This is a genomic window from Streptomyces sedi, from assembly GCF_006335015.1.
Taxonomy (GTDB): domain Bacteria; phylum Actinomycetota; class Actinomycetes; order Streptomycetales; family Streptomycetaceae; genus Streptomyces; species Streptomyces sedi.
The window spans coordinates 141745-168708 of the sequence record NZ_VDGT01000013.1 but is presented as its reverse complement, the minus strand read 5'-3'; the positions used below and the strand labels follow the sequence as shown (position 1 = coordinate 168708).

The window sequence follows — 26964 nt, the reverse complement described above, 5'->3', positions numbered from 1 at the left end:
TCAACAGGCCGACCACGCCAACGGCTTCGGCCTCTCGCCGCCAGAAACCCCCTCCGCCCCGCAGCCTCCAGCGCCACTGACCCTCGGTAACAAAATCATCACGGTGTGCCGATAGCGTCCTCCCCCCGCCGCGCCGGGCGACATCATCGGCGCACCCCCCACACCGCCGCTCGCACGACCCGGAGGGGGAGACCATGACCGATCAGCCCGGCTGGCCACAGGGACAGGGCCCCGAAGACACGCCGCCACACACCGGGACCCCCGGCCCCCGCCCCATGCCCCCGGCCCCGCCTCGAAGCCAGCGCAAGACGCTGCTCACCCACGGCGCGGTCGGCGTCGTCTGCCTCCTCGTCGGGGTCGGTATCGGTGCCGCGAGCGGCACCGAGGACGACGCCGGCGCCAGCGCGGAGCCGTCCCTGTCCATCTCGGCGGGGTCGGAGCCGGAGGTGGCCCAGACGAGGGACGCCGACCCCGAACCGGAACCCGAGCCGGGGTTCCATCAGCTGGGGCCGGCGGAGTCGTTCTCCGACGGCGTCCACCTCGCGGGCGAGGACATCGCGCCGGGCGAGTACACCACCGAGGGCCCGGACCCCGACGGGGCGTGGCCCATGTGCTACTGGTCCCGCAACAGCGACTCCAGCGGCGAGTTCGAGGCGATCATCGCCAACGAGAACCTCCAGGGCCCGGGCCGCGTAACGGTCAACGACGGCGAGTACCTGGAGGCGTCCGGCGGCTGCGAGTGGAACCTGGCCTAGGTGTGTTGTCCCGCGCCGGCCGGTACGCGTCGGGAGGGAACCCGGCGCCGGGAGGGAAGGGGCGTCCGCTCGGACGGGCGCCCACCGGAGCGGAAGGTGTCCGTTGCCGGCAGGTAAACGTTCCCCCGGCCTTCGCGCCGATTCGGAGAACCGCGGACCGCGCCACGCCGAAGGCCAGAGGGGACGGCGTGAGCCGCCTGTCGGATTCGAACCGACGACCTGCTGTTTACAAGACAGCTGCTCTGGCCAACTGAGCTAAGGCGGCGAGTGCCCGTGCGTCCTGGCGCCCTCAAGGCCGGACCAGCCTACACGCCCGCAGGTGACGGGTGTGGGCCGGTGGGAGGGACGAGGATTTTCTTGCCGGTAGGTACTGACTTTTATATTGCTTTCGAGTTAGGTTCACCCTGCGTCCATTCACATGGTCGTCACACCTTCCTACTCGGATCGTCCGGCACGTTCCTGCCGGTAGAAGGAGACAACACGACATGGCTACGGTCACCTATGACAAGGCCACCCGGGTCTACCCGGGCGCCGACACCCCCGCCGTCGACCAGCTCGACATCCAGATCGAGGACGGCGAGTTCCTGGTCCTCGTCGGCCCCTCCGGCTGTGGGAAGTCCACCTCCCTGCGGATGCTCGCCGGCCTGGAGGACGTGAACGGCGGCTCGATCCACATCGGTGACCGGGACGTCACCCACCTTCCCCCGAAGGACCGGGACATCGCGATGGTGTTCCAGAACTACGCGCTGTACCCGCACATGACCGTCGCCCAGAACATGGGCTTCGCGCTCAAGATCGCCGGCGTCAACAAGACGGACATCCGGACGAAGGTCGAAGAGGCCGCCAAGATCCTCGACCTCACCGAGTACCTGGACCGCAAGCCGAAGGCGCTCTCCGGTGGTCAGCGCCAGCGTGTCGCGATGGGCCGCGCCATCGTCCGTGAGCCGCAGGTCTTCCTCATGGACGAGCCGCTCTCCAACCTGGACGCCAAGCTCCGTGTCCAGACCCGTACCCAGATCGCCGGCCTCCAGCGCCGCCTGGGCGTCACCACCGTCTACGTCACCCACGACCAGGTCGAGGCCATGACGATGGGCGACCGGGTCGCGGTGCTCAAGGACGGTCTGCTCCAGCAGGTCGACAGCCCGCGCAACATGTACGACAAGCCGGCCAACCTCTTCGTCGCCGGCTTCATCGGCTCCCCCGCCATGAACCTGGTCGAGGTCCCGATCACCGACGGCGGCGTGAAGTTCGGCAACAGCGTGGTCCCGATCGAGCGCTCCACGCTCACCGAGGCCCAGGACAAGGGCGACAGCAACGTGGTCGTCGGCTGCCGTCCCGAGCACTTCCGCGTGGTCGACGGCGACACCGAGAGCGCCCTGGCCAAGGCCGACAAGGACGCCAGCGCCGGCCTCGCCGTCACCGTCAACGTCGTCGAGGAGACCGGCGCCGACGCCTACGTCTTCGGCACCGCCGAGTTCAACGGCGAGGTCAAGGACCTGGTCATCCGCGTCGACAGCCGCCACGTCCCGGAGAAGGGCAGCAAGCTCAACATCGAGCCCAAGCCCGGCGAGACCCACGTCTTCGCCGCCGGCTCGGGCGAGCGCCTCAGCGACTGACCCGAAGCGCGCCACCGGGGCCGCGTTCCCACCCGTACACCGGGTGGGGGCGCGGCCCTTCGGCGTTCCGCGTGTCCCTCGCAGCCCCCATGCCACCGGCGTCCCCGGCCTCCCCGGCGCCTCCGCGCGCTTTCCCGCGCAGCGGGCGACAAGAACCGACGGAGGTCAACGCCCTCGTCAACGCCCCGCGAAGAAAACCCCGCACGGCATCACTCGTGCGAGTGACGGAATGCCATCAACCCGCCACACCTCGCTACGATTCGGCTCGTGCCATCCACAAGGCCCCTTCCCGGAGCCCGGTTTGGCCCGTGGCCGGTCACCCGCGCCGCGCCACGAACGCACGCCTCCCACCCAACGTTTCGCGTCACCGTTTCGCGAGGAAGCGCGAGGAAGACACCGTGAACCAGGCACTCCGCCACATCGGCAGAAGTCTCGCCGTCGCCCTGCCAGCCGTGTTGGTGCTCTCCGGCACGCTCGCCGTCACGCGCGTGCCCTGGGCCTCCCCTCCCTCCGAGGTCCAGATGCTCACGGCCGCCGCCGAGCAGGAGGCGCACGCGCCCCAGGACCTGCTGCGCGACAGTCTGTTGACGACGCTGCGGCACCAGGACCCCTCGGTGGCGCTGACCGGCCTCCAGGCCGCGGTCGACGAGGACCCGTCGCTCGCCCCGTACTGCGCCGAGATCGCCCAGACGCTCGGCCAGGCCGCCGTCGAGAAGTACGGCAGCGCCCAGCGCGCCCAGCGCTTCTCCCGTCCCGTCTGTGACACCTCCTTCGCGGCCGGCGTGGCCCAGGTCGACTGACGCCACATAGGCTGCGGCCATGAGCAACGCCGCATCCGACGCCGCGACACACCCCAGCCAGGCCGTCGTCCTGGCCGGCGGGCAGGGCTCCCGGCTCCGCCCGTACACCGACGACCGGCCCAAGCCGATGGTGGAGATCCCCGGCACCGGCGAGCCGATCATCGGCCACCAGCTGCGCTGGCTGGCGTCCGAGGGCGTGACGGACGCGGTGATCTCCTGCGGTCATCTGGCCGAGGTGCTCCAGGACTGGCTCGCGTCGAACGAGCTGCCGCTGCGGGTCAACACCGTTGTCGAGCAGGAGCCGTTGGGGCGCGGCGGCGGCCTCAAGTACGCCGCCGCCGCACTGCCGCGCCCCGACGAGCCGTGGTTCGCCACCAACGGCGACATCTGGACCCGCTTCTCGCTCCGCGAGATGGCCGAGTTCCACGACGAGCGGGACGCGTTGGCCACCCTGGCGCTGGCCCGCCCCCGCATCCCCTGGGGCGCGGTGGAGACCGACGAGTTCGGCCATGTGCTGGACTTCATCGAGGCCCCGCCCTCGCCCTACCTGATCAACGCCGGCGTCTACGTCTTCGCCGCCGAGTTCACCGCGCTGCTGCCCGACCGGGGCGACCACGAGCGCCACACCTTCCCCCGGCTGGCCAGGGCGCGCCGGCTGGCCGGCTTCCCGCTCTCCCAGGGCGCCTACTGGCGGGCCATCGACACCGCGAAGGACCTGACCGAGGCGGCCAGGGAACTCGGCGGCTAGGCCGTCTCGTTGGGATCTAGGTCGTCTCGTTTGGATCTTCGTGGATCAGGGCGCGGCGTCAGATGCGGTGCATCGCAAGGCGCCGGATCGCAGCTCATACTCGGTCGTATTCGCGCGATTCGGTAACGCAGCGAAGTGCCGTAGCTGGCGTCGCGCCCCCGCGAAGATCCAAACGAGACGGCCTAGGTCCGCGCCTTCACGCGCGGGCCCCCGCGCCCTACGGCTGTCCTGGGGTGCCGAAGCGGACGAGGCAGTGCCAGAGCCACTTCAACTCCTGCGCGTCGTGGGCGCCGGAACGCGCGGCGTCGCCGATCATCCGCGGGTCGAGCGTCCCGTGCTCGGCCAGCCGCCGGCCGAGCGCCACCGCCGCCGGGCCGCGGAACCCCGCGTTGGCCTCCAGCACTTCGAGCGACAGCCGGAACCCGGGATGCCACTCCACCGGGCAGCCCAGCGCGACCGCGGCCTCGGCCACCGGTGTGCCCCGGTGGCTCGGGTCGAGCACCAGCGCGGCCACGTCGCGTGCCAGCGCGACCTGGCCGTGCACATGCGCCTCGACATACCCGTCGAGTGCCGGGTCGAGCGCCGGAAGGTCGCCGGCCGACGCCCGCGCCACCAGGTCGCAGCGGGCCGCGACGCCGAAGGCCGTCGGCTCGGCCGAGCTGTCCGGGTAGCAGAAGGTACTGCGCGCCAACACCTCGGGCACCAGCCGGAAGTGCGCCGAGCCGAACCGCGGCGCCGCGCCGACCGCGCGAAGGCGGTGGTTCAACGCGCCGTAGACCGGGCGGACTCGGGCGGGGGCCGCGTCGTAGGCGGCGCCGAAGATGCGGCTCTCCCAGTGCCAACGGTCGCCGCCCGGGTGGGCGGTGAGACCGCCGTTGCTGGTCCCGGTGGCGAACTGGGAGAGATACACGCCGTCCTCGGCCATCCGGCGCAGGATCGGCACCCCGTCGGCGAGCCGGTCGGGGTGGAAGTTGAGCGTCAGCGGCAGCGTCGGATCGAGCGGGCCGCCGACCGCCAGCCCGGCGACATGGCGCAGTGCCCTTCGTGTGGCGGGGTCCTCGTGCACGGCGCCAGTCTGCCGGGGAACCCCCCGCCGCCCAAACACCGTTCGGGCGCCGCCGCCCCCGCACGCGTCAGCGGAACGGGGCGCGAGGAACCACGCGCCGGAGCAAGGGTGAGACCCCACCCCCGGCACGCCCGTAACCCACCGCGGCGGCAGCCGCTATTCGGCTCACTCTCCTAGAACCCCACCTAACCGAGCAGCCCGCCGAGGGGGTCGGGGCTGCCCTGATCACCCCCGTCGTCCTGGCCCTCGCCGCTGTCCGGCGGGGTCTCGTCGCCGGTGCCGGGGTCGGCTCCGCCGTCCTCGGGGCCGGCCGGCGGCGCGGCCGGCGCGGAGTCCTGCGGCTCCTCGGCCGGCGCCTCGGGCTCCGGCTCCTGGGAGCCGGCGTCCGGCGCCGGCTCGCTCGGCGCGGTGCCGCCCGGGGCGGTCTCCTCCGGCTCCTCCGCCTCGACGGCCTCCCGCTCCTCCTCGGCCGCCTCCCGCTCGGCCTCCTCGCGCCGCTCGGCCTCGGCGGCGGCCTCCCGCTCGCGCTCCAGGCGGGCTTCCTCCTCCTCGTCGATGAGCGACTCACCGGGGAGGTGGTTGCGCGGCGGCTCGCCGGGCTCGGGCACGGTGGCGAACTGCGACGAACGCACCGCGCTGCCCAGCAACGACCCGACCAGCAGCGCCACTCCGAGCAGCAGCGACGCCAGCAGCGTGCCGCGCCGCAGCACCCGTCGGCGCAGCGCGCTCAGCGGCGCGCGCGGCCCGAGCCTGCGCCACGCCTCGCCGGCGAGCCTCGCGTCCAGCGAGTGCAGCGGCGCGCCCGCGATCACCAGCGGCGTCCAGGCGGCGAAGAGAACGATCTCGGGGGTGTCGTAGGCCGGGCCGCTCTGCCAGCTGACCGTGGTCAGCAGCGCCAGCGAGAGCGCGGCGCCCAGCAGCGCGGCGGCCCGCTGCCAGAGCCCGAAGAGGGTGAGCACGCCGACCACGATCTGGCAGAACGCCACGGTCAGCCCGGCGCCCACCGGGTGCGCCACCGCCCAGTCGTGCAGCGGGGCGGCCACCGCCCACGGCTCCATCGAGCCCAGCCAGTTGCGCAGCGAGCCCCGGTCGCCGCCGTCGAAGTAGACCGGGTCGGTGAGCTTGCCCATCCCCGCGTAGATCGCCATGAAGCCGAGCAGCAGCCGCAGCGGCAGCAGCACCAGGCCCAGGCTCAGCCGGCGGTCGGTGTGGAACGCCCTGGCGCGTCGGCCGCGCCCCCGGCCGCGCGCCCCACGCGGCGCCGGCTCGCCCTCGGGCACGGCGGCGAACTCGCCGGTCTCGAACTCCCCGGTCTCGAACTCGCCCCCGTCGTCCGGGGCGTCCGGCACCGGGGGCAGCGGCGCCGTCGTCTCGCCGAGATGCGGGGCGCGGGGGGCGACGACGGTGCCGGTCCGCTGAACCGGCCTGGCCCCGGCGGGAATCCGGGGCAGCGTGTCGGTGGCCAGGCTCTCGCCGGAGCCCGGGGCGCCGGGGCCGCCGGCCTCGCGCACCGCCTGGAGCAGCGAGCCTGCCGCGCGGTCCCCCGGCGCGCTCTGTCCGCTCCACACCAGGGGCCGGCGCCTGGCCGGCGACACCGCGGCGGGCACCGGGCCCCCGAGCGCTTCGGGCACGACGATGCTCACGGGCGGCGGGGTGGCCAGCCGCACCCGGAAACTGGCGTGGTTCACGATGACCTGCGCCGGGTCGCATGGCACCTTGACCATGCTCAGCACCGGCTCGTCCATCGGTCGGCCGCGGAGTGTTCTGGTGTCCACACTCATCTAACCGAGTGACACCGCGTTAAGACACTGCCTCGCGTCGACAAAGTCTGTCCGCGACCCGTCAAAGTCACGCGGGCGCGCGGGTTGGCGGGCCGGCGCGCGTCATCTCCCGCACGCCGCCCGGCGCTTCGGCAGCCGCCGTCCCCCAACGCGCGCCTCCGTGCAGCGGCCTTCACGCCCGGACGCGCGCCCGTTCAGCGACCGCTCACGCCCGGCGCGCCGCCGCCGCGTAGAGCGCGACTCCCGCCGCGACGCCGGCGTTCAGCGACTCGGCGCCGCCCGGCATCGGGATGCGGACGCGCAGGTCGCAGGTCTCCCCCACCAGCCGGGAGAGCCCCTTGCCCTCGCTGCCCACGACGATCGCCACGGGCCCGTCCAACGCGTCGAGGTCCGTCAGCTCGGCCTCGCCGTCGGCCGCGAGGCCCACCACGAAGACCCCGGCGCGCTGGTACGCCTGGAGCGCGCGGGTGAGGTTGGTGGCCCTGGCCACCGGGGTGGTGGCGGCGGTGCCGGCCGAGGTCTTCCAGGCCGACGCCGTCATCCCCGCCGCCCTGCGCTCCGGTACCACGACCCCGTGTCCGCCGAAGGCGGCCGTCGAACGGACGACGGCGCCCAGGTTCCGCGGGTCGGTGACCCCGTCCAGCACCATGATCAACGGGTCACGGCCCGAGTCGGCCGCGGCCTCCAGCAGGTCGTCCGGGTGGGCGTAGTCGTACGGCGGGACCTGGAGCGCCAGCCCCTGGTGGTTGAGGCCGGCGGTGAGCCGGTCCAGCTCGGGCTTGGGCGCCTCGACGAGATGCAGGTCCGGCCTGGCCACGGCGAGCTTGACGGCGTCGGTGACCCGGTCGTCGCTCTCCAGGAACTGCTGGACGTACAGCGCGTTCGCCGGCACCCCGGCGCGCAGCGCCTCCAGCACCGGGTTGCGCCCGACGACCAGCTCGTTGGCCGACTTCTGGCCGCGCTTGGCGCCCTGGCGGGACGCCTGCTGGCGCGCCTTGACCTCGGCGGCGCGCTTCTTGGCGTGGCCGGTGCGCATCTCGGCGGGCGGGGTCGGCCCCTTGCCCCTCAGCCCGCGGCGGCGCTGTCCGCCGCTGCCGATCTGGGGGCCCTTCTTGTTGCTGGTGCGACGGTTGGGATTGCCTGGCATGGAAGTCTCGTGTTCTGTGTGGGCGTCGGGGCTCGGCGGTCAGCCGAGCTCCCAGCGGGGGCCGTTGGGGGTGTCCTCGATGACCAGTCCGGCCGACTTCAGCTGGTCCCTGATGGCGTCGGCGGTGCCGTAGTCCTTGCGTTCGCGCGCGGCCTGCCGCTGGTCGAGGACGAGCGCCACCAGCGTGTCCACCACCCCGGTCAGCTCCGCGCCCCGCGAGCCGCCACCGGACCAGGCCGGGTCGAGCGGGTCCAGGCCGAGCACCCCGAGCATCGCCCTGACCTGGGCCATCAGGGCGGTCAGCGACTCCTTGTCGCCCTCGGCCAGGGCGGCGTTGCCCTGGCGCACGGTGGTGTGCACGGCGGCCAGGGCCTGGGGAACGCCGAAGTCCTCGTCCATCGCGGCGGCGAAGTCCTCGGGCACCGACCCGGCCGGCGGGACCTCGCCCGCCTGCTCGGTGCCGCGCTGGAGGAAGCCCTCGATCCTGGCGAAGGCGGTCTCCGCCTCGGCCAGCGCCGCCTCGCTGTAGTCGATGGCGGAACGGTAGTGCGGGGTGCCCAGGTAGTAGCGGAGAACGATCGGGCGCCAGCGCCTGACCATCTCGGAGACCAGCACCGAGTTCCCCAGCGACTTGCTCATCTTCTCGCCGCCGATGGTGAGCCAGGCGTTGTGCACCCAGTAGCTCGCGAACGGGTCGCCGTACGCCTTGGACTGGGCGATCTCGTTCTCGTGGTGCGGGAAGACCAGGTCGATCCCGCCGCCGTGGATGTCGAACGCGGGACCGAGGTACTTGCGCACCATGGCCGAGCACTCCAGGTGCCAGCCGGGACGGCCGGGACCCCAGGGGGTCTCCCAGCTGGGCTCCCCCGGCTTGGTCGCCTTCCACAGCGCGAAGTCACGCGGGTCGCGCTTGCCCGTCTCGCCCTCGCCCGCCGGCTGGAGCAGCTGGTCCAACTCCTGGTTGGAGAGCTGGAGATAGCCGGGGTAGCTCCGCACGTCGAAGTAGACGTTGCCGTCCGCCGGATAGGCGTGACCGCCTCCGATCAACGCACGCATCATCTCGACCATCTCCGGCACGTGGCCGGTCGCCCGCGGCTCGTAGTCGGGCGGCAGGCAGCCGAGAACGTCGTAGGCGGCGCCGAAGGCCCGCTCGTTCTCGTAGCCGATCGCCCACCAGGGGCGGCCCAGCTCGGCGCTCTTCGCGATGATCTTGTCGTCGATGTCGGTGACGTTGCGGACGAACGTGACGTCGTACCCGCGGTAGGCGAACCACCGGCGCATGATGTCGAAGTTCAGTCCCGACCTGATGTGACCGATGTGCGGCGGGGCCTGCACCGTGGCGCCACAGAGGTAGATCGAGACGCAGCCGGGCCGAAGCGGGCTGAAGTCACGGATCTGCCGGCTGCTGGTGTCATACAGGCGAATGGTCACGCCTCAAGAGTAGTAGGCACCCGGGCCGCCCCGCGCCCCCCGGGCGCCGGCCCACCGGCCTCAGCCGACGGGTGGGGGAAGCACCAGCGCGGTCGCCATCGCGGCCAGCCCCTCGGCGCGGCCGGTCAGCCCCAGGCCGTCGGTCGTGGTGCCGGAGACGGAGACCGGCGCACCGGCCGCCTCGGACAGCGCGCGCTGCGCCTCCTCGCGCCGGGTGCCGATCTTCGGGCGGACGCCGATGACCTGGATCGCCACGTTGCCGATCGTGAAACCGGCGTCGCGGACGATCCGGGCGGCCTCGCCCAGCAGCGCCGTCCCCGAGGCGCCGGCCCACTCGGGCCGGTCCGTGCCGAAGTGCGCGCCCAGGTCGCCGAGCCCGGCCGCGGAGAACAGGGCGTCGCACGCGGCGTGCGCGGCCACGTCCCCGTCCGAGTGCCCGGCCAGCCCGAAGCGGGCGTCCGGCCAGTGCAGCCCGGCGCACCACAGCGGGCGCCCGGCCTCGAAGGCGTGCACGTCGGTGCCGATGCCCGTCCTGGGCAGGGGCGGCGCGTGAACGGGCTTCTCAGTAGCCATCGTTGATCCTCCGCCGGGCCAGCACGGCCTCGGCAAGCAGCAGGTCCAGCGGCCTGGTCACCTTGAACGCCTCCTCGTGGCCGGGCACCAGCACGACCTCGACGCCCATCCGTTCGACGAGGCCGGCGTCGTCGGTCGCCAGGTCGGAGGTGGCGGCCTCGTGCGCGGCGAGCAGCGTCGCGCGGTCGAAGCCCTGGGGCGTCTGCACGGCGCGGAGCAGGGCGCGTTCGGGGGTGGCGACCACGGGTTCCGGCTCGCCGGGGGCGCCGGGGTGGGCGATCGCCTTGACCGTGTCGGTCACGGGGAGCGCGGGGACCACGGCGGGGGCGCCCGCGCGCACCGTGGCGGTGACCGCGTCCACGGTCTCCACCGGGACGAGTGGCCGCGCCGCGTCGTGCACCAACACCACCCCCACGGACTCGGGCAGCGCGGCGAGGCCGAGCCGCACCGACTCCTGGCGGGTGGCGCCGCCGGCGACCACCAGCTGCTCGACGCCGGGCGGCGGCGGGTGCTCGTCGAGCAACGAGCGCACCAGCGTGAGTTGTTCGGCGGGGGCGACCACGACGACCAGCGCGATCGTCCGGCCCCTGGCCATGGCGCGCACCGCGTGGACCAGCATGGGGGTGCCGCCGAGGGGGCGGAGCGCCTTGGGCGCCCCGGGACCGAGCCGCAGGCCAAGGCCGGCCGCCGGAATCACGGCCGCGGCGGGCGCGGGCGGCGTCCCCTCGGGGGACGGCTCCGCGGTGAACTCTTCGTTGAACGAGGTGACATCTGACATTGATGACCGGTGCAGGTTTGCTCTCAGGGCGGGAATGGGTATGGCCTGAGCGTGCCGGGCTCACACGACTGGTCCCTTCCGTGACAACCGGTCGTAGCGAAGCTTCACCAGCCCGGCACACTTCTGGCACCGATCAGCAGGGTCGACCGCGACGGTCGGCGACGAGGCGGGACCGAGACGGGGGCGTGAGCCCACGGCGCGCTGCGTCCACACGCGCCACAGCGCCCGTCGCGGTATGGCGCATACCTTCGGGCGCTGTGACACGTGAGGTCGTCACACGTTCATGACGCCGGCGAAAGCCGGAAAGCGAATCGAAGAGACGTGTGCCGTACGGCACTTCTCAGGAAGCGAGAACCTCGTCCAGCAGCGACTCGGCCTTGTCCTCGTTGGTGGACTCGGCCAGGGCCAACTCGCTGACCAGGATCTGCCGGGCCTTGGCGAGCATACGCTTCTCACCTGCGGAGAGGCCGCGCTCACGCTCGCGACGCCACAGGTCGCGGACGACCTCGGCGACCTTGATGACATCGCCGGAGGCGAGCTTCTCAAGATTGGCCTTGTAACGGCGCGACCAGTTCGTCGGCTCCTCCGCGTACGGGGCGCGCAGCACCTCGAAGACCCGGTCCAGTCCGTCCTGCCCAACCACGTCGCGCACACCGACGAGTTCGGCGTTTTCCGCCGGCACACGCACTTCAAGGTCGCCCTGAGCGACCTTGAGTACCAGGTAAGTCTTGTCCACGCCTTTAATCTGGCGAGTTTCAATGGCCTCGATCAGCGCGGCGCCGTGATGGGGATAGACCACGGTGTCGCCAACCTTGAACGTCATGTGACAGGTACCCCTTCCGTGGCTCTCCATCCTAACACGGCGGAACGCGCCTTTGAATGACGTTTCCGCAGGTCAGGCCGCATCTCGGGGGTTGACAAGGGCGCCGGTGACGTGCTTCGGGCGCGCCTCGGCGGCGGGTATCCGCAGGTGGGGGCCCGGTTTGCCAAACCTGGAAGTTCCGGCCGGGCAGCCGGAGAGAAGAGAAAGAAGTTCCCCCGAAGAGGGAAAGCTGTCCGTTTTGTCATGGTTGACAGAATGGCCGCGCTCGGAGTGTCCCCGAACCCGAAGAATTGATCAACGGAAAGCCTCTTGATCGCCATTTCAGTTCGTCGGAGACCGGCCCGGGTGCAGGACCGTCCGAGTGACTCGGTACCCTGAGGCGGCCGAAGTAGATCATCCAGACCGTCCGAGGAGATGCCGCCGCCGTGAGCAGCAGCCTTCGACGCGGCGTGGCCGCCGCTTTCTTCGCGTTCCCGCTGTTCGCGGCGACGGCCTGCGGGGCCGGAGTCGACGCGGAGACCAACAACGTCCGACCGGACAACGCGTCCGCCCATGTCGACGACATCAAGGTGCAGAGCGTCAACGTCATCCTGCCGGAGGGCGAGGACCGCGCCGGGCTGAGCGCCCGGCTCATCAACAACGGCACCGAGGACCAGACCCTGGAGGCCGTCGGCCTGGGCGACTCGGGCCAACGGCTGGAGCTGACCCCCGCCGAGGGTGAGACCAGCGTCACCGTCCCGGCCGGCGGCTCCGTCGCGCTCGGCGGCGAGGGCAACGCGACGGCCGTCGTCGTCGACACCGAGGCGGCGGAGGTGCGGCTGGGCAACGCGCAGCAGCTCGTCTTCCTGCTGAGCGAGACCGGCGAGATCGATCTTTCGGCGCGCGTGGTGCCGGCGTCCGGCGCCTTCGTGTACTACGAGGCGTGGGCGCCGCCGCCGGCGGAGGAGGTCCCCGTCGAGGAGGAGCCTGGCGCCGAGGACGGCACCGAGGACGCCGACGGCACCGAGGGCACCGAAGGTGCCGAGGGTGTGGAGGGCGACGGGAACGCCGAGGGCACCGAGGACGCGGAAGGCACCGAGGGCGCCGAGGACACCGAGGACAACGCCGGTGCCGGGACCGAGGAGGAGGCGGACGCCGACGCCCAGGGTGACGGCGCCGCCGCCGACGGTGTGGACGCGCAGGACTGACCGCACCCCGTATCGCGTATCGCGTATCCCGCGTCGCTTCATCGCCGGGTCACGGACGACAGCCGTCCGGGGCCCGGCGATCGCGTTGCCCACCGCGGCCCGGTGGGGGCGCCCGCGCGGCTCCCCACGCCCCCGGTCAGTCCCGGGGGGCGTGGGGAGCGCGGGGAACGGGCCCGTCAGGGCTCGAACTTGTAGCCGAGGCCGCGGACCGTGACCAGGTAGCGGGGCGCGCCCGGGTCCGGCTCGATCTTGGCGCGCAGCCGCTTGACGTGCACGTCCAGGGTCTTGGTGTCGCCGACGTAGTCGGCGCCCCAGACGCGGTCGATCAGCTGCATCCTGGTCAGCACGCGGCCGGCGTTGCGCAGCAGCATGGCCAGCAGGTCGAACTCCTTGAGCGGCAGGTCGACCTTCCGTCCGGCGACGGTGACCACATGGCGGTCGACGTCCATCCTGACGGGTCCGGCCTCCAGGGCGATGGGGCTCTCCTCCTCCGACTCGCCCCTGCGACGCAGCACCGCGCGGATGCGGGCCACCAGTTCGCGGGAGGAGAAGGGTTTGGTCACGTAGTCGTCGGCTCCTATCTCCAGGCCGACGACCTTGTCGATCTCACTGTCCTTCGCGGTCACCATGATGACCGGGACGTTGGAACGGCCACGCAGCTGGCGGCAGACCTCGGTGCCGGGAAGCCCGGGCAGCATGAGGTCGAGCAACACCAGGTCGGCGCCGTTGCGCTCGAACTCGTCCAGCCCGTCTGGGCCCGTGGCCGCCGTGGCGACCTCGAAGCCCTCCTTGCGGAGCATGTACGACAGCGCGTCGCTGAACGACTCCTCGTCCTCGACGACAAGCACTCGGGTCACGGGAGGACCTCCCGGGCGGTTTCGTTGGTGCGGGTGGACTGGGGGTCCGCCTGGCCGTCGACCTCGGGGTCGAGCTCGGCCTGTTCTGGGAACTCGGCGGGTTCGTGCAGGGTGCCGCCGAGGCCGTCCCGGTCCCGGCGGACGGCCAGATGGCGTTCTCGGGCGCTGCCGGGTTCCGGCAGGCGCAGGGTGAAGGTGGAGCCCTGGCCCTCGGCGCTCCAGACGAGGACCTCCCCGCCGTGCGAGGCGGCCACGTGCTTGACGATGGCCAGGCCGAGTCCGGTGCCGCCGGTGGCGCGGGAGCGCGCGGGGTCGACGCGGTAGAACCGTTCGAAGATCCGCTGCCGGTCGGTCTCGGGGATGCCGATGCCCTGGTCGGTGACGGCGATCTCGACCTGCTCGCCTCCGGCGGACGCCACCAGGGAGCCGGCGATGGCCACCCGGGTGTGCGGGGGGCTGTAGTTGACCCCGTTCTCCACCAGGTTGCCCAGGGCCGCGGCGAGCTGGCCGCGGTTGCCCCAGACGGAGAGGCCGGCGGTGCCTCCGGAGGCGATGGTGATGCCCTTGTCGTCCGCCTGCTGTCGGCAGCGGTCGATCGCCTCGGTGACCAGCTCGTCGACGGAGACCAGCTCCGCCTGGCTGAGCATGTCGTTGTCCTGGACCCGGGAGAGGTCGATCAGCTCCTGGATCAGGTTGGTGAGCCGGGTCGCCTCGTTCTGCATCCGGCCGGCGAAGCGGGTGACCGCCTCCGGGTCCTCCGCCGCGTCGAGCACCGCCTCGGAGAGGAGGGAGAGCGCGCCGGCCGGGGTCTTCAGCTCGTGGCTGACGTTGGCGACGAAGTCCCTGCGGACCGCCTCGATCCTGCGGGCCTCGGTGAGGTCCTCGACCAGCAGCAGCACCAGGCGGGCGCCCAGCGGGGCGGAGCGGGCGGAGACGGCGAGCAGGTCGGCGCGGCCGGGGCGGTCGCGGCGCGGGAGGTCGAGCTCCAGCTGCCGGATCTCGCCGTCCCTGCGGGTGTCCCTGGCCATCTTGAGCATCGGCTCGACGGCCAGCCGGCCGCCCCTGACCAGGCCCAGCGCGTAGGCGGCGGAGCTGGCCTTGAGCACGGCGTCGCTCTCGTCCAGCACGACCGCGGAGGAGCGGAGCACGGAGAGCACGGTGTCGACGCCGGGCGGAAGCGTGGGTTCGGCCGGTTGTGCGCTACGCGGGGGACGGCCGCGCCGTTCGCGCTCGCTGAGTCGGAACGCCAGCATGGCGACCACGCCGGTGCACAGACCGGCGATCGCCGCCACTGCGGCGACCGCCGCGTTCACGTCCATATCCTCAGGTTATGCCGCGCGGGCCCGGTGCCACAGAGCTGACCGAAGATGCTCGTCCGGACGCCCGGGAGAGTTCACCTTGGTGACAGCGATGGTTCACTTGACGGGGCGGAAACGGCTGCTTTCCGGACAGAGCTTGAGACGCGGCAACCTATGTGTTCGGGATGTGTCGGGTGAGGAAGGACAGTCATGCGTGACGCGTACCACGAGGAACTGGATGCGATCAGCGACAGCCTGGTCGAGATGGCGCGGTTCGTCGGCTCCGCGATAGGGCGGGCCACGACCGCGATGTTGGACGCCGACCTGCGGCTGGCCGAGAACGTGATCGAGGCCGACGACAAGGTCGACGAGATGCACCGCGACCTGGAGAACGCGGCGATCGCGCTGCTGGCGCGGCAGCAGCCGGTCGCCACCGATCTGCGGATCGTGGTGACCAGCCTGCGGATGAGCGCCGACCTGGAGCGCTGCGGCGACCTGGCGCAGCACGTGGCGAAGGTGGCGCGGCTGCGCTTCCCCGACTCGGCCGTGCCGCGCGACCTGTCGGCGACCATCCTGGAGATGGGGCAGCTGGCGCAGCGGCTGATGGCGAAGGCCACGGAGGTGTTGCTGACCAAGGATGTCGAGCTGGCGATGCAGCTGGAGCAGGACGACGACGAGATGGACTCGTTGCACCGGACGCTCTTCAGCCATCTGCTGGACGACCGCTGGAACCACGGCATCGAGACGGCCGTGGACGTGACGCTGCTGGGCCGTTACTACGAGCGGTTCGCCGACCACGCGGTGTCGATCGCGCGGCGGGTGGTGTTCCTGGTCACGGGGGAGCACGCGGACGAGTTCACGCCGGAGCCGGAGGCCGGTGCCTGAGCCCCGCGCGCTACCGCGGTCGCGCGCGGGCGCACGCCCGCGCGCTGCCGTTGCGCCGTTGACGCTCCCGGGTGGTGCGGACATCCAATGAGGGGGACACACCGCCGAAGAGGGGACTCACCCATGGCCGTCTCACCCACCCCACCGGGCGCCTGCGGCTGCGGCTCGGGTTGCAGCTGCGGCTGCCAGTCGGGCTCCTCCTGCCAGTGCGGGGGAAACTGCGGCTGACGCACGCGAGCCCCCGTCGTCGCCCGGGCGCGGGCGACGACGGGGGCTCTGCCGTGCGGGCCCCGGCTACTTCTTGCCCTGGTTGGCCACCGCGGCGATGGCGTCCTTGGCGGCCTCGGGGTCGAGGTAGCGGCCACCGGGGGTCAGCGGGCGGTAGTCGGCGTCCAGTTCGTAGAGGAGCGGGATGCCGGTGGGGATGTTCAGGCCGACGATGGCCTCGTCGGAGACCCCGTCGAGGTGCTTGACCAGCGCGCGCAGGCTGTTGCCGTGCGCGGCGACGAGGACGGTGCGGCCGGCGTCGAGGTCGGGGACGATCGCGTCGTACCAGTAGGGCAGCATCCGCTCGACGACGTCCTTGAGGCACTCGGTGCGCGGGCGCAGCTCGCTGGGGATGCCGCCGTAGCGCGGGTCGTCGCTCTGCGACCACTCGGCGCCGTCGGCGAGCTCGGGCGGCGGCGTGTCGTAGGAACGGCGCCACTTCATGAACTGCTCCTCGCCGAACTCGGCGAGGGTGGCCGCCTTGTCCTTGCCCTGGAGCGCGCCGTAGTGGCGCTCGTTCAGCCGCCACGAACGGTGGACCGGCAGCCAGGCGCGGTCCGCGGCGTCCAGCGCCAGGTTGGCGGTGCGGATGGCCCGCTTGAGCAGCGAGGTGTGCAGCACGTCCGGCAGCAGCCCGGCGTCCTTCAGCAGCTCACCGCCGCGAACGGCCTCCTTCTCGCCCTTCTCGGTGAGGTTGACGTCCACCCACCCGGTGAAGAGGTTCTTCGCGTTCCAGTCGCTCTCGCCATGGCGGAGCAGGATCAGCTTGTACGGTGCGTCGGCCATGTGCCGAGCGTAGACGAGCCCCCGGAGACGGAAACCCGGCCCCCGGACGCCGCCTGGTGCAGAGTGGAAAAATGCGGGCAATCCTCCGTTCCGTCCTCGACGGGCTCCGCCGGGCGCGCGGGCGGGCCTTCGGGACGGTGCTCAGCGGGCGCAGCGTGGTCGGGCAGATGTTCCTCATCCAGCTGGTCATCGTCCTGCTGCTGGCCACGTCCGCCGTGACCGCGCTGATCCTCCAGTCCCGCGGCGACAAGACGCGGGCCGCCGTCCAGCGCAGCCTCAGCGCCGCCGAGTCGTTCGCCAACGGCCCCGGCATGGTCGAGGCCCTGGAGTCCGACGACCCCACCCGGCTGCTCCAGCCGCGCGCCGAGGCCGCGCGAAAGGGCTCCGACGTCGACTTCATCGTGGTGCTCGACTACGAGGGCGTCCGCTACACCCACCCCAAGACCGACCGGATCGGCAAGAAGTTCGTCGGCAGCCTCGACCCGGTCCGCGCCGGGGAGACCGTCACCGAGTCGCTGGAGGGCACGCTCGGCCCGCTGCACCAGGCCACCGTTCCCGTCGAGGACGAGAACGGCGAGACCGTCGGCATGGTCAGCGCCGGCGTCACCGTCAGGACCGTCAACCTGCTGATCTCCGACGAGCTGCCGCTGGCCGTCGGCTCGGCGCTCCTCGCCGTCGCGCTCGTCACCGGCGGAACGGCACTCGTCAGCCGGCGCCTGCTGCGGCAGACCAGGGGCCTGGGCCCGGCCGAGATCACCCGCATGTACGAGCACCACGACGCGGTGCTGCACGCGGTGCGCGAGGGCGTGCTGATCCTGGACACCGGGCAGCGGCTGACGCTGGTGAACGAGGAGGCGGAACGGCTCCTCCGGCTCGGGCCCGACGCGACCGGGCGACGCGTGGACGAGCTGGGACTGGACCGCAGAACGGTGCGGCTGCTGGCCTCCGACCGGGAGGTGACCGACGAGGTGCACCTCTGGGGCGACCGGCTGATCACCGTCAACCACCGGCTGATCCACGACGGCGGCGAACGCCCCGGCACCGTCACCACGCTGCGCGACACCACCGAGATGCGGGTGCTCAGCGGGCAGGCGGAGGCCGCCCAGCGCCGGCTGGCGCTGCTCTACCGCGCCAGCGTCGCCATCGGCACCACGCTGGACGTGCGCCGGACCGCCGAGGAACTCACCGAGGTGGCGGCACCCGACTTCGCCGACCTCGTCAGCGTGGACCTCGCCGAGGCGGTGCTGCGCGGCGAGGAGGCCGTCGGCGCCGAGGAACGCGTCCGGCGGGCCGCCGTCGGCCCGGCCGGGCCGGCCGCGCCGCTGCACCCGGCGGGCACCGCGTTCCGGCTGGAGGGCGGAACGCCGCAGGTCGCCGAGCTGCTGGCCGGCCGGCCCGTGCTCACCGCCGACCTGGCGGCCGAGGAGTGGTGGCACCGCGGCGACGACACCTTCGCGCGACGGATGCTGGACGCCGGGCTGCACTCGTTGATCACCGCGCCGCTGGTGTCGCGCGGCGTGGTCGTCGGCCTCGCCGGCTTCTGGCGCGGGCCCGACCGGCCCGAACCGTTCGACATGGACGACCTGTCGCTGGCGGAGGAGCTGGCCGCGCGGACCGCCGTCTGCGTGGAGAACGCGCGCCGCTACACCAGGGAACACGACATGACGGAGGCGCTCCAGCGCAGCCTGCTGCCCACCGAGGTGCCGCCGCAGTCGGCCGTCGTCGCCGCCTCCCGCTACCTGCCGGCGCAGGCCGGCGTCGGCGGGGACTTCTTCGACGTGATCCCGCTCTCCGGCGCTCGGGTCGCGCTCGTCGTCGGCGACATCGTCGGCCACGGGCTGCACGCGGCCGTCACGATGGGGCTGCTGCGCGGGGCGGTGCACAACTTCGCCGCGCTCGACCTGACGGCCGAGGACCTGCTGGGACGCCTCGACGAGCTGGCCGAACGCAGCGAGGAGAACGGCGGCCTCAACCCGACGGGCCCGCTGACCGGCGCCACCTGCCTGTACGCGATCTACGACCCGGTCGACGGCCGCTGCGTCCTGGGCCGCGCCGGGCACCTGCCGCCGGTGCTGGCCTACCCCGACGGCACCGTGGAACTCGCCGAGCTGCCCGCCCACCCGCCGCTCGGCGTCGGAGTCGGGATGCCGTTCGAGACCGTCACGCTCGAACTGCCGGAGGGCACCAGGATCGGGCTCTACACGGACGGACTGGTCGAGTCGCGGGACCGCGACATCGACGACGGGCTGGCGCGTCTCGGCCGCGCCCTCGCCGCCGCGCCCGCGGCGCCGTCGCCGGCCTGCGACGCGGTGCTCGCCGCGATGCTGCCGAAGCACCCCACGGACGACGTGGCGCTGCTGATCGCCAGCACGCGCAGGCTCGCGCCGGACCGCGTCGCCGAGTGGGAGGTCCCCGAGGACTCCTCGGCCGTCCCGGCCAGCCGGGCCAGGGTCGCGGAGGCGATGGCCGACTGGGGGCTGGACCCGGTCGCGTTCGGCACGGAGCTGATCGTCACGGAGCTGGTGACCAACGCGCTGCGGCACGGCCTCGGACCGATCCGGGTGCGGCTGCTGCGCGACCGGTCGCTGATCTGCGAGGTGTCGGACCACAGCGGCACCTCGCCGCACGTCCGCAACGCGGCGGCGACGGACGAGGGCGGGCGCGGGCTCTTCCTGGTCTCCCACTACGCGCACCGGTGGGGAACGCGGCACAGCAGGGACGGCAAGGTCATCTGGGCCGAGCAGCGGTTGCCTCCGGCGGTTTCGGGGTGAATCGACGGCGGGTGCGTCGTGGTCGCGGCGGGTTTGTCGTGGTCGTGGTGGGTGCGTCGTGGTCGCGGTGGGTCGTCGACCGCGGCCCCGTGGTGGGTTGCTCGCGCAGTTCCTCGCGCCCCTGGTGGGGGTGGGCGTGGTCGGTCTGGTGCGGGTTCACCCTCGGCCGGTGACGGCCTGTTGGGGAGCGCGGGGAACTGCGCGGTGCATGGGTGGCGGGGGGAGGACGACGACGGTGCCGAGCTGCCCGGGCGGGCGGTCGCTACCGGCCCTCGGTCAGGTGGCGGAAGGCGTCCAGGTTGCGCGTCGACTCACCGCGGGCCACGCGCCACGCGTGCTCGCGGCGGATCGCCGACGCGAACCCCAGCTCCAGCAGCGTGTTGAACGAGCCGTCCGCGTTCTCCAGCACCACCCCCAGCAGCCGGTCGATCTCCACCGGCGTGATCGACGCCAGCGGCAGCCGCCCCGTCAGATAGACGTCGCCGAGCCGGTCGACGGCGAACGCCACCCCGTACAGCCGGGTGTTGCGCTCCAGCAGCCAGCGGTAGACCGCCTCGTGGTTCTCGTCGGGGCGGCGCACCACGAACGCGTTGACCGACAGGGCGTGTTCCCCGACCACCAGGGAGCAGGTGGTGGAGAGCTTGCGGGTGCCCGGCAGCGAGACCACGTAGTGGCCGGGGTGCGGGTTCTCCCAGTCGGCGCCCGAGTCGCGCAGCGCCTCCTCGATCACGCGGGCCGGGCCCTGGTCCTGGTCCTGATCCTGGGGCGTCGTACCGGGGTCTGCGTCAGCCATGCGCCGATCGTAGGCCGGACGCGGCGAAGCGCCGTTCCTCGCGCGCGGCCCCGTACACCTCAAGGGTCTCCCGCGCCGCCGTGTCCCAGCCGAACCGCGCCGCGCGCCGGTGCGCCGCCTCGCCGAACCGGTCGACGAGCCCTGGGTGGTCGCAGAAGCGGCGCAGCGCGCCGGCGAACTCCGCCGGGTCGTGGCCGCCGATCAGGAACCCCGTCTCCCCCTCCCCCACGATCACCGGCAGCCCCCCGACGGCCGCCGCCACCACCGGCGTGCCGCAGGCCTGCGCCTCGGCGGCGACCAGGCCGAACGACTCGCTGTAGGACGGCATCACCAGCGCGCTCGCCGCCCGGTACCAGTCGGCGAGCCGGTCCTGGGCGACCGGCGGCCGGAACCGCACCAGGTCGGCGATGCCGAGCCGCACCGCGAGCTTCTGCAACCGTTCGGGGCGGGCGAGGCCGGAACCGCTGGGCCCGCCGACGATCGGCACCACCAGCCGTTCGCGCAGGCCCGGGTCGCCGTCGACCAGCTCGCGCACGGCGTGCAGCAGGATGTCCGGCCCCTTCAGCGGCTGGATGCGCCCGGCGAAGAGCAGCACCACGCCGTCCTCCGGCAGCCCCAGCCGGCGGCGGGCCGCCGCCCGGCCGTCGGCGGGACGGAAGACGTCGAGGTTGACCCCGGGGTGGACGACGGCGGTGCGCGCCGGGTCGGCGTCGTAGTGGCGCACCAACTGCCCGGCCTCCTCCGCCGTGTTGGCGATCAGCCGGTCGGCGGCGCGCACGATCTGGGTCTCGCCGATCTCCCTGGCGGCCGGCTCGGGCGTGTCGCCGGTGGCGAGCGCCGCGTTCTTCACCTTGGCCATGGTGTGCATGGCGTGCACCAGCGGCACGCCCCAGCGTTCCGCTGCCAGCCAGCCGACGTGCCCGGAGAGCCAGTAGTGCGAGTGCACCAGGTCGAAGTAGCCGGGCGCCCTGGCCGCCCAGACCTGGGTCACCCCGTGGGTGAACGCGCACAGCTGCGCCGGCAGCTCCTCCTTGCTCAGGCCCTCGTAGGGGCCGGCGTCGATGTGCCGCACCAGGACGCCGGGGGCCAGCTCCACACAGGGTTCGAGGCCGCCCTCGGTGGCCCGGGTGAAGACCTCGACCTCGGTACCGAGCGCGGCGAGCTGGCGGGCCAACTCGACGATGTACACGTTCATCCCGCCCGCGTCCCCGGTGCCCGGCTGGTGGAGCGGTGACGTGTGCACACTGAACATCGCTACCCGGCGGATGTGCGGCACAGGGGCTCCTCGAACGAAGGTGGCGGCGGACCTCCCCGAAACAACCGTGCGACGGGCGCGGCTGTTCCCGCGCGCGGGTTACGCTCCCTCGCATGGCGGAGGGGCAGGTGACCAGGGGGACGACGCATCCGAACAGGCTGCGGCGAATGGACCGCTGGATCGCCGCCACCCACGGCCGCGCGCTCCGCTCGGCCGCCCGGCCGCTCGCCGTCGACCTCGGGTTCGGCGCCGCGCCCTGGACCGCGGTCGAGCTGCTGCACCGGCTGCGCGCGGTCCGCCCCGACGTGCGGGTGGTCGGCGTGGAGATCGACCGCGAGCGGGTCGCAGCCGCCCGCCCCTGGACCGAACCGGGGCTCGCCTTCACGCACGGCGGCTTCGAACTGGCGCTGCCGGGCGGCGAACGGCCCACGCTGGTCAGGGCGGCGAACGTGCTGCGCCAGTACGACGAGGAGCGGGTCGCCGGCGCGTGGGCGACGCTGTGCTCCCGACTGGCGCCGGACGGGCTGCTGGTCGAGGGCACCTGCGACGAGATCGGCCGCCGCCAGGTGTGGGTGGCGCTGGGCCCGGAGGGGCCGCGCACGGTGACCTTCGCGGCCCGGCTCGCGTCGCTGGGCGCGCCGTCCGACCTCGCGGAACGGCTGCCGAAGGCGTTGATCCACCGGAACGTGCCCGGTGAGCCGGTGCACGCCTTCCTACGCGACTTCGACCGGGCATGGGCCTCGGCGGCGGCCTACGCGCCGCTGGGCGTGCGGCAGCGGTGGCTGCGCGCCGTCGCCGCGCTGCGCGCGGACTGGCCACTGACGGACGGGCCGCGGCGCTGGCGCCAGGGCGAGGTCACGGTGGCGTGGCCGGCGCTGGCGCCCGCGGCGACGGCCTGACGGGTCCGACCACGCCAGCCCGTCAAAGGGGCCGGGGCCCGCCCTGGCTGACGGCGCCAGCCCGTCAAGGGGGCCGGGGCCCGCCCTGGCTGACGGCGCCAGCCCATCAAGGGGGCGCGGGGAACTGCGCGAGCAACCCGACACCGGGCCGCAGCCGACAACCCACCCGACCGGTACGGCACCGTCGTCGTCCGACCGCCGCCACGAATGCACCGCGCAGTTCCCCGCGCCCCCGAACGGGCCGCCGCCGGGACTACGCCCCGCCCGCGCGGAGGGCTCCCGCCGCCTCGACCAGCAGCGCGCGGTCCTGGGGGTAGGTCAGGTGGTCGGCCGTCTCCGGGGCCGAGAGCCAACGCACCACGTCCACCTCCTCGTTGGGCACGAAGCGCCCACCCGTCGCCCGCGCCAACCAGTAGTCGACCCGCTTCAGAAGCCCCCCCGGCAGGGGATAGCGCTGGGTGCTCAACGCCTGCCCCAGCTCGCAGCGCATCCCCGTCTCCTCCAGCACCTCGCGGCGCGCCGCCACCCTGGCGGTCTCGCCGGGGTCGAGCTTCCCCTTCGGGTGCGACCAGTCGTCGTAGCGCGGCCGGTGCACCAGCGCGAACTCGATCCCGCCGTCGGACGCGGACCGCCACAGCACGCAGCCGGCGGCCATGATCACCGGCGCCTCGCGGGCGCCGTCAGCTTCCCGCACCACGCCGCTTCCTCCGTGCGTCGATCAACGTCTCCTGCACCCGCCGCAGCGGCTGCCCGACCGAGTCGGTCGCGTGCCGCCGCCAGTGGCCGTCCGAGTGCAGGTGCCAGGACTCGGTCCGGTCGGACGTGCCGGTGGCCAGCAGCCTGGTCAACGTCGAACGGTGCGCCGGGTCCGCGACCCGCACCAGCACCTCGATCCGCCGGTCCAGGTTCCGGTGCATCAGGTCGGCGCTGCCCAGCCACACCTCGGGGTCGCCGCCGTTGGCGAAGGAGTAGACCCGCGAGTGCTCAAGGAAGCGGCCCAGCACGCTGCGGACCCTGATGTTCTCCGACAGCCCCGGAACTCCCGGGCGCAGCGCGCAGATCCCGCGCACCCAGATGTCGACCGGGACGCCGGCCTGGGAGGCGCGGTAGAGGGCGTCGATCACGGCCTCGTCGACGATGGAGTTGGACTTGAAACGCACCCAGGCCGGGCGGCCCTCGCGGTGGTTCTCGATCTCGCGGCCGATCCGGGAGATCAGCCCCTCGCGCAGGGAGCGCGGCGCGACCAGCAGCCGGCGGTAGTTGTCCCTGCGGGAGTAGCCGGAGAGCCGGTTGAACAGGTCGGAGAGGTCGGCGCCCACGTCCGGGTCGGCGGTGAGCAGCCCGAGGTCCTCGTAGACCCTGGCCGTCTTGGGGTGGTAGTTCCCCGTGCCGACATGCGCGTAGCGGCGCAGCTCCTCGCCTTCCTGGCGGACCACGAGGGAGAGCTTGCAGTGTGTCTTCAGGCCGACGAGCCCCCACACGACGTGGCAGCCGGCCTCCTCCAGTTTGCGCGCCCACTTGATGTTGGCGTGCTCGTCGAAGCGTGCCTTGATCTCGACCAGCACCAGCACCTGCTTGCCGGACTCGGCGGCGTCGATCAGTGCGTCGACGATGGGCGAGTCGCCCGAGGTGCGGTAGAGCGTCTGCTTGATGGCCAGCACGTCGGGGTCGGCCGCCGCCTGTTCGAGGAAGCGCTGGACCGAGGTGGAGAACGAGTCGTACGGGTGGTGCAGCAGCACGTCGCGCTCGCGCAGCGCGGCGAAGACGTCGGGGGCCGAGGCGGACTCCACCTCGGCGAGGTCGCGGTGGGTGCCGGCGACGAACTTGGGGTACTTCAGCTCCGGCCGGTCCAGCCGGGCGATCGAGCCGAGCCCCGTCAGGTCCAGCGGCCCGGGGACGGCGATGACCTCCTCGCGGCGGATCTTCAGCTCCCGCACCAGCAGGTCGAGCACCTCGGAGTCGATGGACTCCTCCACCTCCAGGCGCACGGGCGGCCCGAAGCGGCGGCGCAGCAGTTCCTTCTCCAACGCCTGGAGCAGGTTCTCCGCGTCGTCCTCCTCGACCTCCAGGTCCTCGTTGCGGGTGACGCGGAAGACGTGGTGGGCGAGGACCTCCATCCCGGGGAAGAGTTCCTCCAGATGGGCGGCTATGACGTCCTCGACGGGGACGTAGCGCTGTGGGGAGACCTCAAGGAAGCGGGAGAGCAGCGGCGGGACCTTCACGCGGGCGAAGTGCCGATGGCCGGTGGCCGGGTTGCGCACCACGACGGCGAGGTTGAGGGAGAGCCCGGATATGTAGGGGAACGGGTGCGCCGGGTCGACCGCCAGCGGGGTCAGCACGGGGAAGATCCGCTTGCGGAAGAGCGAGAACAGCGCGGTCTGCTCGTGCTCGGCGAGGTCGGGCCAGCGCAGCAGGTGGATGCCCTGCTCGGCGAGGAGCGGGTTGACCTCCCGCTGGTAGCAGGTGGCCTGCCGAGCCAGCTGCTCCCTGGCGACGCCCCAGATGTCTTCCAGCACCTCGCGGGGCGGGCGGCCGGTGAGGGAACGGGTGGCGACGCCGGTCGCGATCCGCCGTTTGAGGCCGGCGACGCGCACCATGAAGAACTCGTCGAGGTTGCTCGCGAAGATCGACAGAAAGTTGGCCCGCTCCAGCAGCGGGGTACTCGGGTCCTCGGCCAGTTCCAGGACCCGCTCGTTGAACGTCAGCCAGCTGCGCTCGCGGTCGAGGAACCGGTCCTGCGGCAGCGGGGGCAGCGCGCCGTCCGGTTCCTCGACCGGCTCGGCGGTGGCGGCGGCGGTGGCGCGGCCGAGTAGTTCCGCGTCGAGCACGGAGGGGGACTCGCCGTCGCCCAGCTCTCCCAGCTCTCCGAGCCCGCCCGGCTCTCCCGGCTTCCCCGGCTCTCCCGGTGCGGGGAGCCCGCCGTGCTCCTCGGCTTCCCCCGCTCCCGGGGTGTCCGGAAGCCGCTGGTCGGGCAGCGCGGAGTGGGGGCTCGCGTCGGGGGGCGTGCGCTCGGCTTCCACGGCGGTGCGCCCGTTGTGCGCGGTGGAGGTCATGTCGCCATTCTCCCGCCATCCGGGCGAACGGGACACGACGCCCGGGTTACCCGCGGGGGGCGAACCCGCGCCGCCGTCCAGCTCCGGCCGGTAGTGCTCGGCCCAGCGCTTCACGGTGCGCGGCGAGACGCCGTACTTGGCCGCGGCGCGCCGCAGCGACCAGCCCTTGAGCACCACCGCACGCGCCAGCCGCCGCCGGTCCGCCTCCGAGAGGTACCCCTCCCGTTTGCCACCACCACTCATATTCGGACAGTACCCCGGTGGACCCTTGCCCCACCCCTTGGCCATCCGCCGCCACCGACAGCCCCCCAAGGGGCACGGCGAACCGCGCGCATGCTCAGCACCGGGGCCGCAGTGGTCGCCCGCAGGCGGCTGACAGCGCGCGCCCGGGATCACCAGGGGGCGCGGGGAACTGCGCGCATGCTGAGTGACGGGCCGCACACGACAACGAACCCGAACCAGACAGGCGAGTGGTCGCTCCCCGAAAGCCCGACCGGCTAGGTCTCCGTGCGGTACATCACGTCCGTCTCGTGCGTGCGGAAGCCGAGGGACTCGTAGACGCGGACGGCCGCCGCGTTGTCCGCGTCGACGTAGAGCATCGCCGTCGGCAGCTCCCGGTCCGCCGCGAGGTGGCGCAGCCCGACCGTGGTCAGCGCGCGGCCGAGGCCGGAGCCCTGGGCCTCGGGGGCGACGCCGAGCACATAGACCTCGCCGAGCCGCTCGGCGGCGTGCACCTTGGTCCAGTGGAAGCCGAGCAGCGCCCCGTCCCGTTCGGCGAGGAAGAAGCCCGCGGGGTCGAACCACTCCTCGGACTTCCGTGCGTCCAGGTCGCGTTGGGTCAACGAGCCCTGCTCGGGGTGGTGGGCGAACGCCGCCGCGTTGAGCGCCAGCCAGGCGGCGTCGTCCGCGCCGGGGACGAACGCGCGGACCGTCACGCTCTCGGGCAGCACCGGGTCCGGCAGGTCGAGGTCGGCCAACGGCCGACGCAGCTGGCGCAGTTCGCGGAACTCCGTGAGGCCGAGCCGGCGCGCGAGCCGGCGCGCGGGCGGGTGCGCGCCGTGTGCCCAGAGCCGCAGCCGGTGGCCCGACTCCCGCAACAGCGCCTGCCCCAGGGTCATCCCGAGCCGCCGTCCCCGGTGCGCCGGGTCGACGACCAGCTCGCTGGAGGGCGGCTCCACGGTGTCCGTGCCGTCCAACTGGGCGTAGCCGAGCAGCTCGTCGCCCTCCCGCAGCAGCAGATGGCGCACGCCGTCCCGCGCGCCGCCGCGCAGCAGCAGCCGGCCCTGTTCGGAGACCGCCGGCTGCCCGTCGCGCCGGGCCGCCTCCTCGATCAGCCGTTCCACCAGGGCCAGTTCGTTCCCCGACACCTCGTCCCGCACCACGACTTCGGTCATG

Annotated in this window: 23 protein-coding genes and 1 tRNA gene; 8 read left to right on the top strand and 16 right to left on the bottom strand. The window is 72.9% G+C overall.

All coding sequences use genetic code 11. The features are described 5' to 3' along the window. Positions 1 to 194: 194 nt before the first annotated feature. On the top strand, positions 195 to 755 hold the full coding sequence (locus FH715_RS18245) for an Rv1352/Rv1906c domain-containing protein (RefSeq protein ID WP_139646605.1): 561 nt from the start codon (positions 195 to 197) through the stop codon (positions 753 to 755). 191 nt (positions 756 to 946) lie between these two features. Here FH715_RS18245 and FH715_RS18240 read toward each other — a convergent pair. Beyond that, positions 947 to 1020: transfer RNA gene (locus FH715_RS18240), tRNA-Thr, on the bottom strand. Positions 1021 to 1240: 220 nt separating this feature from the next. Between FH715_RS18240 and FH715_RS18235 the strand changes: the two genes are divergently transcribed. The 3 genes from FH715_RS18235 to FH715_RS18225 all read left to right on the top strand — a co-directional run bounded on the left by FH715_RS18235 (position 1241) and on the right by FH715_RS18225 (position 3919). Continuing rightward, a complete protein-coding gene (locus FH715_RS18235; protein WP_139646604.1) occupies positions 1241 to 2371 on the top strand; it encodes an ABC transporter ATP-binding protein in 1131 nt (376 codons plus the stop codon). A gap of 398 nt (positions 2372 to 2769) precedes the next feature. Next, the gene (locus FH715_RS18230) at positions 2770 to 3171 is read left to right on the top strand and encodes a hypothetical protein (RefSeq protein ID WP_139646601.1); all 402 of its coding nucleotides are present in this window, start codon (positions 2770 to 2772) and stop codon (positions 3169 to 3171) included. A gap of 19 nt (positions 3172 to 3190) precedes the next feature. Next, positions 3191 to 3919, top strand: coding sequence for a nucleotidyltransferase family protein (locus FH715_RS18225; protein WP_139646599.1), 729 nt, complete (start codon positions 3191 to 3193; stop codon positions 3917 to 3919). A gap of 217 nt (positions 3920 to 4136) precedes the next feature. Here the strand turns inward: FH715_RS18225 and FH715_RS18220 are convergent, their stop codons facing one another. The 7 genes from FH715_RS18220 to FH715_RS18190 form a co-directional block, all read right to left on the bottom strand. After that, positions 4137 to 4985, bottom strand: coding sequence for a DUF3626 domain-containing protein (locus tag FH715_RS18220; protein ID WP_246108823.1), 849 nt, complete (start codon positions 4983 to 4985; stop codon positions 4137 to 4139). Positions 4986 to 5170: 185 nt separating this feature from the next. Continuing rightward, entirely contained in the window at positions 5171 to 6766 is a 1596-nt protein-coding gene (locus FH715_RS18215) for a DoxX family membrane protein (protein ID WP_139646597.1), read from the bottom strand. Between the two features lie 205 nt (positions 6767 to 6971). Continuing rightward, the gene (gene rlmB, locus FH715_RS18210) at positions 6972 to 7913 is read right to left on the bottom strand and encodes a 23S rRNA (guanosine(2251)-2'-O)-methyltransferase RlmB (protein WP_139646595.1); all 942 of its coding nucleotides are present in this window, start codon (positions 7911 to 7913) and stop codon (positions 6972 to 6974) included. A 39-nt stretch (positions 7914 to 7952) separates the two neighbouring features. Next, complete coding sequence (gene cysS, locus FH715_RS18205; protein WP_139646593.1) at positions 7953 to 9344, bottom strand: cysteine--tRNA ligase; 1392 nt, start codon at positions 9342 to 9344, stop codon at positions 7953 to 7955. 60 nt (positions 9345 to 9404) lie between these two features. Further along, positions 9405 to 9917 (bottom strand): 2-C-methyl-D-erythritol 2,4-cyclodiphosphate synthase, encoded by a 513-nt coding sequence (gene ispF / locus FH715_RS18200; protein ID WP_139646591.1) that lies wholly within the window; start codon positions 9915 to 9917, stop codon positions 9405 to 9407. After that, on the bottom strand, positions 9907 to 10695 hold the full coding sequence (ispD, locus tag FH715_RS18195; protein WP_139646589.1) for a 2-C-methyl-D-erythritol 4-phosphate cytidylyltransferase: 789 nt from the start codon (positions 10693 to 10695) through the stop codon (positions 9907 to 9909). The genes ispF and ispD overlap by 11 nt, the downstream gene beginning before the upstream one ends. Positions 10696 to 11035: 340 nt before the next feature. Continuing rightward, positions 11036 to 11518 carry a CarD family transcriptional regulator gene (locus tag FH715_RS18190; RefSeq protein ID WP_097233172.1) on the bottom strand — a complete coding sequence of 161 codons (483 nt, stop codon included), beginning with the start codon at positions 11516 to 11518 and terminating at the stop codon, positions 11036 to 11038. A 425-nt stretch (positions 11519 to 11943) separates the two neighbouring features. On the opposite strand from FH715_RS18190, the gene FH715_RS18180 reads away from it, so the two are divergent. Beyond that, positions 11944 to 12705 carry a DUF461 domain-containing protein gene (locus tag FH715_RS18180; protein ID WP_139646587.1) on the top strand — a complete coding sequence of 254 codons (762 nt, stop codon included), beginning with the start codon at positions 11944 to 11946 and terminating at the stop codon, positions 12703 to 12705. Positions 12706 to 12881: 176 nt separating this feature from the next. On the opposite strand, the gene phoP is transcribed toward FH715_RS18180, so the two are convergent. Together phoP and phoR are read right to left on the bottom strand one after the other, a co-directional pair. Further along, complete coding sequence (gene phoP, locus FH715_RS18175; RefSeq protein WP_139646586.1) at positions 12882 to 13562, bottom strand: two-component system response regulator PhoP; 681 nt, start codon at positions 13560 to 13562, stop codon at positions 12882 to 12884. Beyond that, the gene (gene phoR / locus FH715_RS18170; protein ID WP_139646584.1) at positions 13559 to 14881 is read right to left on the bottom strand and encodes a two-component system sensor histidine kinase PhoR; all 1323 of its coding nucleotides are present in this window, start codon (positions 14879 to 14881) and stop codon (positions 13559 to 13561) included. The genes phoP and phoR overlap by 4 nt, the downstream gene beginning before the upstream one ends. A gap of 189 nt (positions 14882 to 15070) precedes the next feature. Here phoR and phoU point away from each other — a divergent pair, with 189 nt between their 5' ends. Beyond that, entirely contained in the window at positions 15071 to 15745 is a 675-nt protein-coding gene (gene phoU, locus FH715_RS18165) for a phosphate signaling complex protein PhoU (protein ID WP_097233176.1), read from the top strand. A 294-nt stretch (positions 15746 to 16039) separates the two neighbouring features. On the opposite strand, the gene FH715_RS18160 is transcribed toward phoU, so the two are convergent. Further along, positions 16040 to 16798 carry a phosphoglyceromutase gene (locus FH715_RS18160; RefSeq protein WP_139646582.1) on the bottom strand — a complete coding sequence of 253 codons (759 nt, stop codon included), beginning with the start codon at positions 16796 to 16798 and terminating at the stop codon, positions 16040 to 16042. A 71-nt stretch (positions 16799 to 16869) separates the two neighbouring features. Here FH715_RS18160 and FH715_RS18155 point away from each other — a divergent pair, with 71 nt between their 5' ends. Further along, a complete protein-coding gene (locus tag FH715_RS18155) occupies positions 16870 to 19569 on the top strand; it encodes a SpoIIE family protein phosphatase (protein WP_342782178.1) in 2700 nt (899 codons plus the stop codon). 262 nt (positions 19570 to 19831) lie between these two features. Here FH715_RS18155 and FH715_RS18150 read toward each other — a convergent pair whose 3' ends face one another. Together FH715_RS18150 and mshA are read right to left on the bottom strand one after the other, a co-directional pair. Continuing rightward, entirely contained in the window at positions 19832 to 20362 is a 531-nt protein-coding gene (locus FH715_RS18150) for a type III secretion system chaperone family protein (protein ID WP_139646580.1), read from the bottom strand. Next, on the bottom strand, positions 20355 to 21614 hold the full coding sequence (gene mshA, locus FH715_RS18145) for a D-inositol-3-phosphate glycosyltransferase (protein ID WP_139646700.1): 1260 nt from the start codon (positions 21612 to 21614) through the stop codon (positions 20355 to 20357). The genes FH715_RS18150 and mshA overlap by 8 nt, the downstream gene beginning before the upstream one ends. A gap of 116 nt (positions 21615 to 21730) precedes the next feature. Between mshA and FH715_RS18140 the strand changes: the two genes are divergently transcribed. Beyond that, on the top strand, positions 21731 to 22516 hold the full coding sequence (locus FH715_RS18140) for a class I SAM-dependent methyltransferase (protein ID WP_139646579.1): 786 nt from the start codon (positions 21731 to 21733) through the stop codon (positions 22514 to 22516). 253 nt (positions 22517 to 22769) lie between these two features. On the opposite strand, the gene FH715_RS18135 is transcribed toward FH715_RS18140, so the two are convergent. The 3 genes from FH715_RS18135 to mshD all read right to left on the bottom strand — a co-directional run bounded on the left by FH715_RS18135 (position 22770) and on the right by mshD (position 26963). Next, positions 22770 to 23171 (bottom strand): NUDIX hydrolase, encoded by a 402-nt coding sequence (locus FH715_RS18135; RefSeq protein WP_139646698.1) that lies wholly within the window; start codon positions 23169 to 23171, stop codon positions 22770 to 22772. Positions 23172 to 23196: 25 nt separating this feature from the next. Further along, positions 23197 to 25812, bottom strand: a complete 2616-nt coding sequence (locus FH715_RS18130) for an RNA degradosome polyphosphate kinase (protein WP_170184759.1) — start codon at positions 25810 to 25812, stop codon at positions 23197 to 23199. 254 nt (positions 25813 to 26066) lie between these two features. Further along, positions 26067 to 26963 (bottom strand): mycothiol synthase, encoded by an 897-nt coding sequence (gene mshD, locus FH715_RS18125; RefSeq protein ID WP_139646575.1) that lies wholly within the window; start codon positions 26961 to 26963, stop codon positions 26067 to 26069. Position 26964 lies beyond the last annotated feature (1 nt).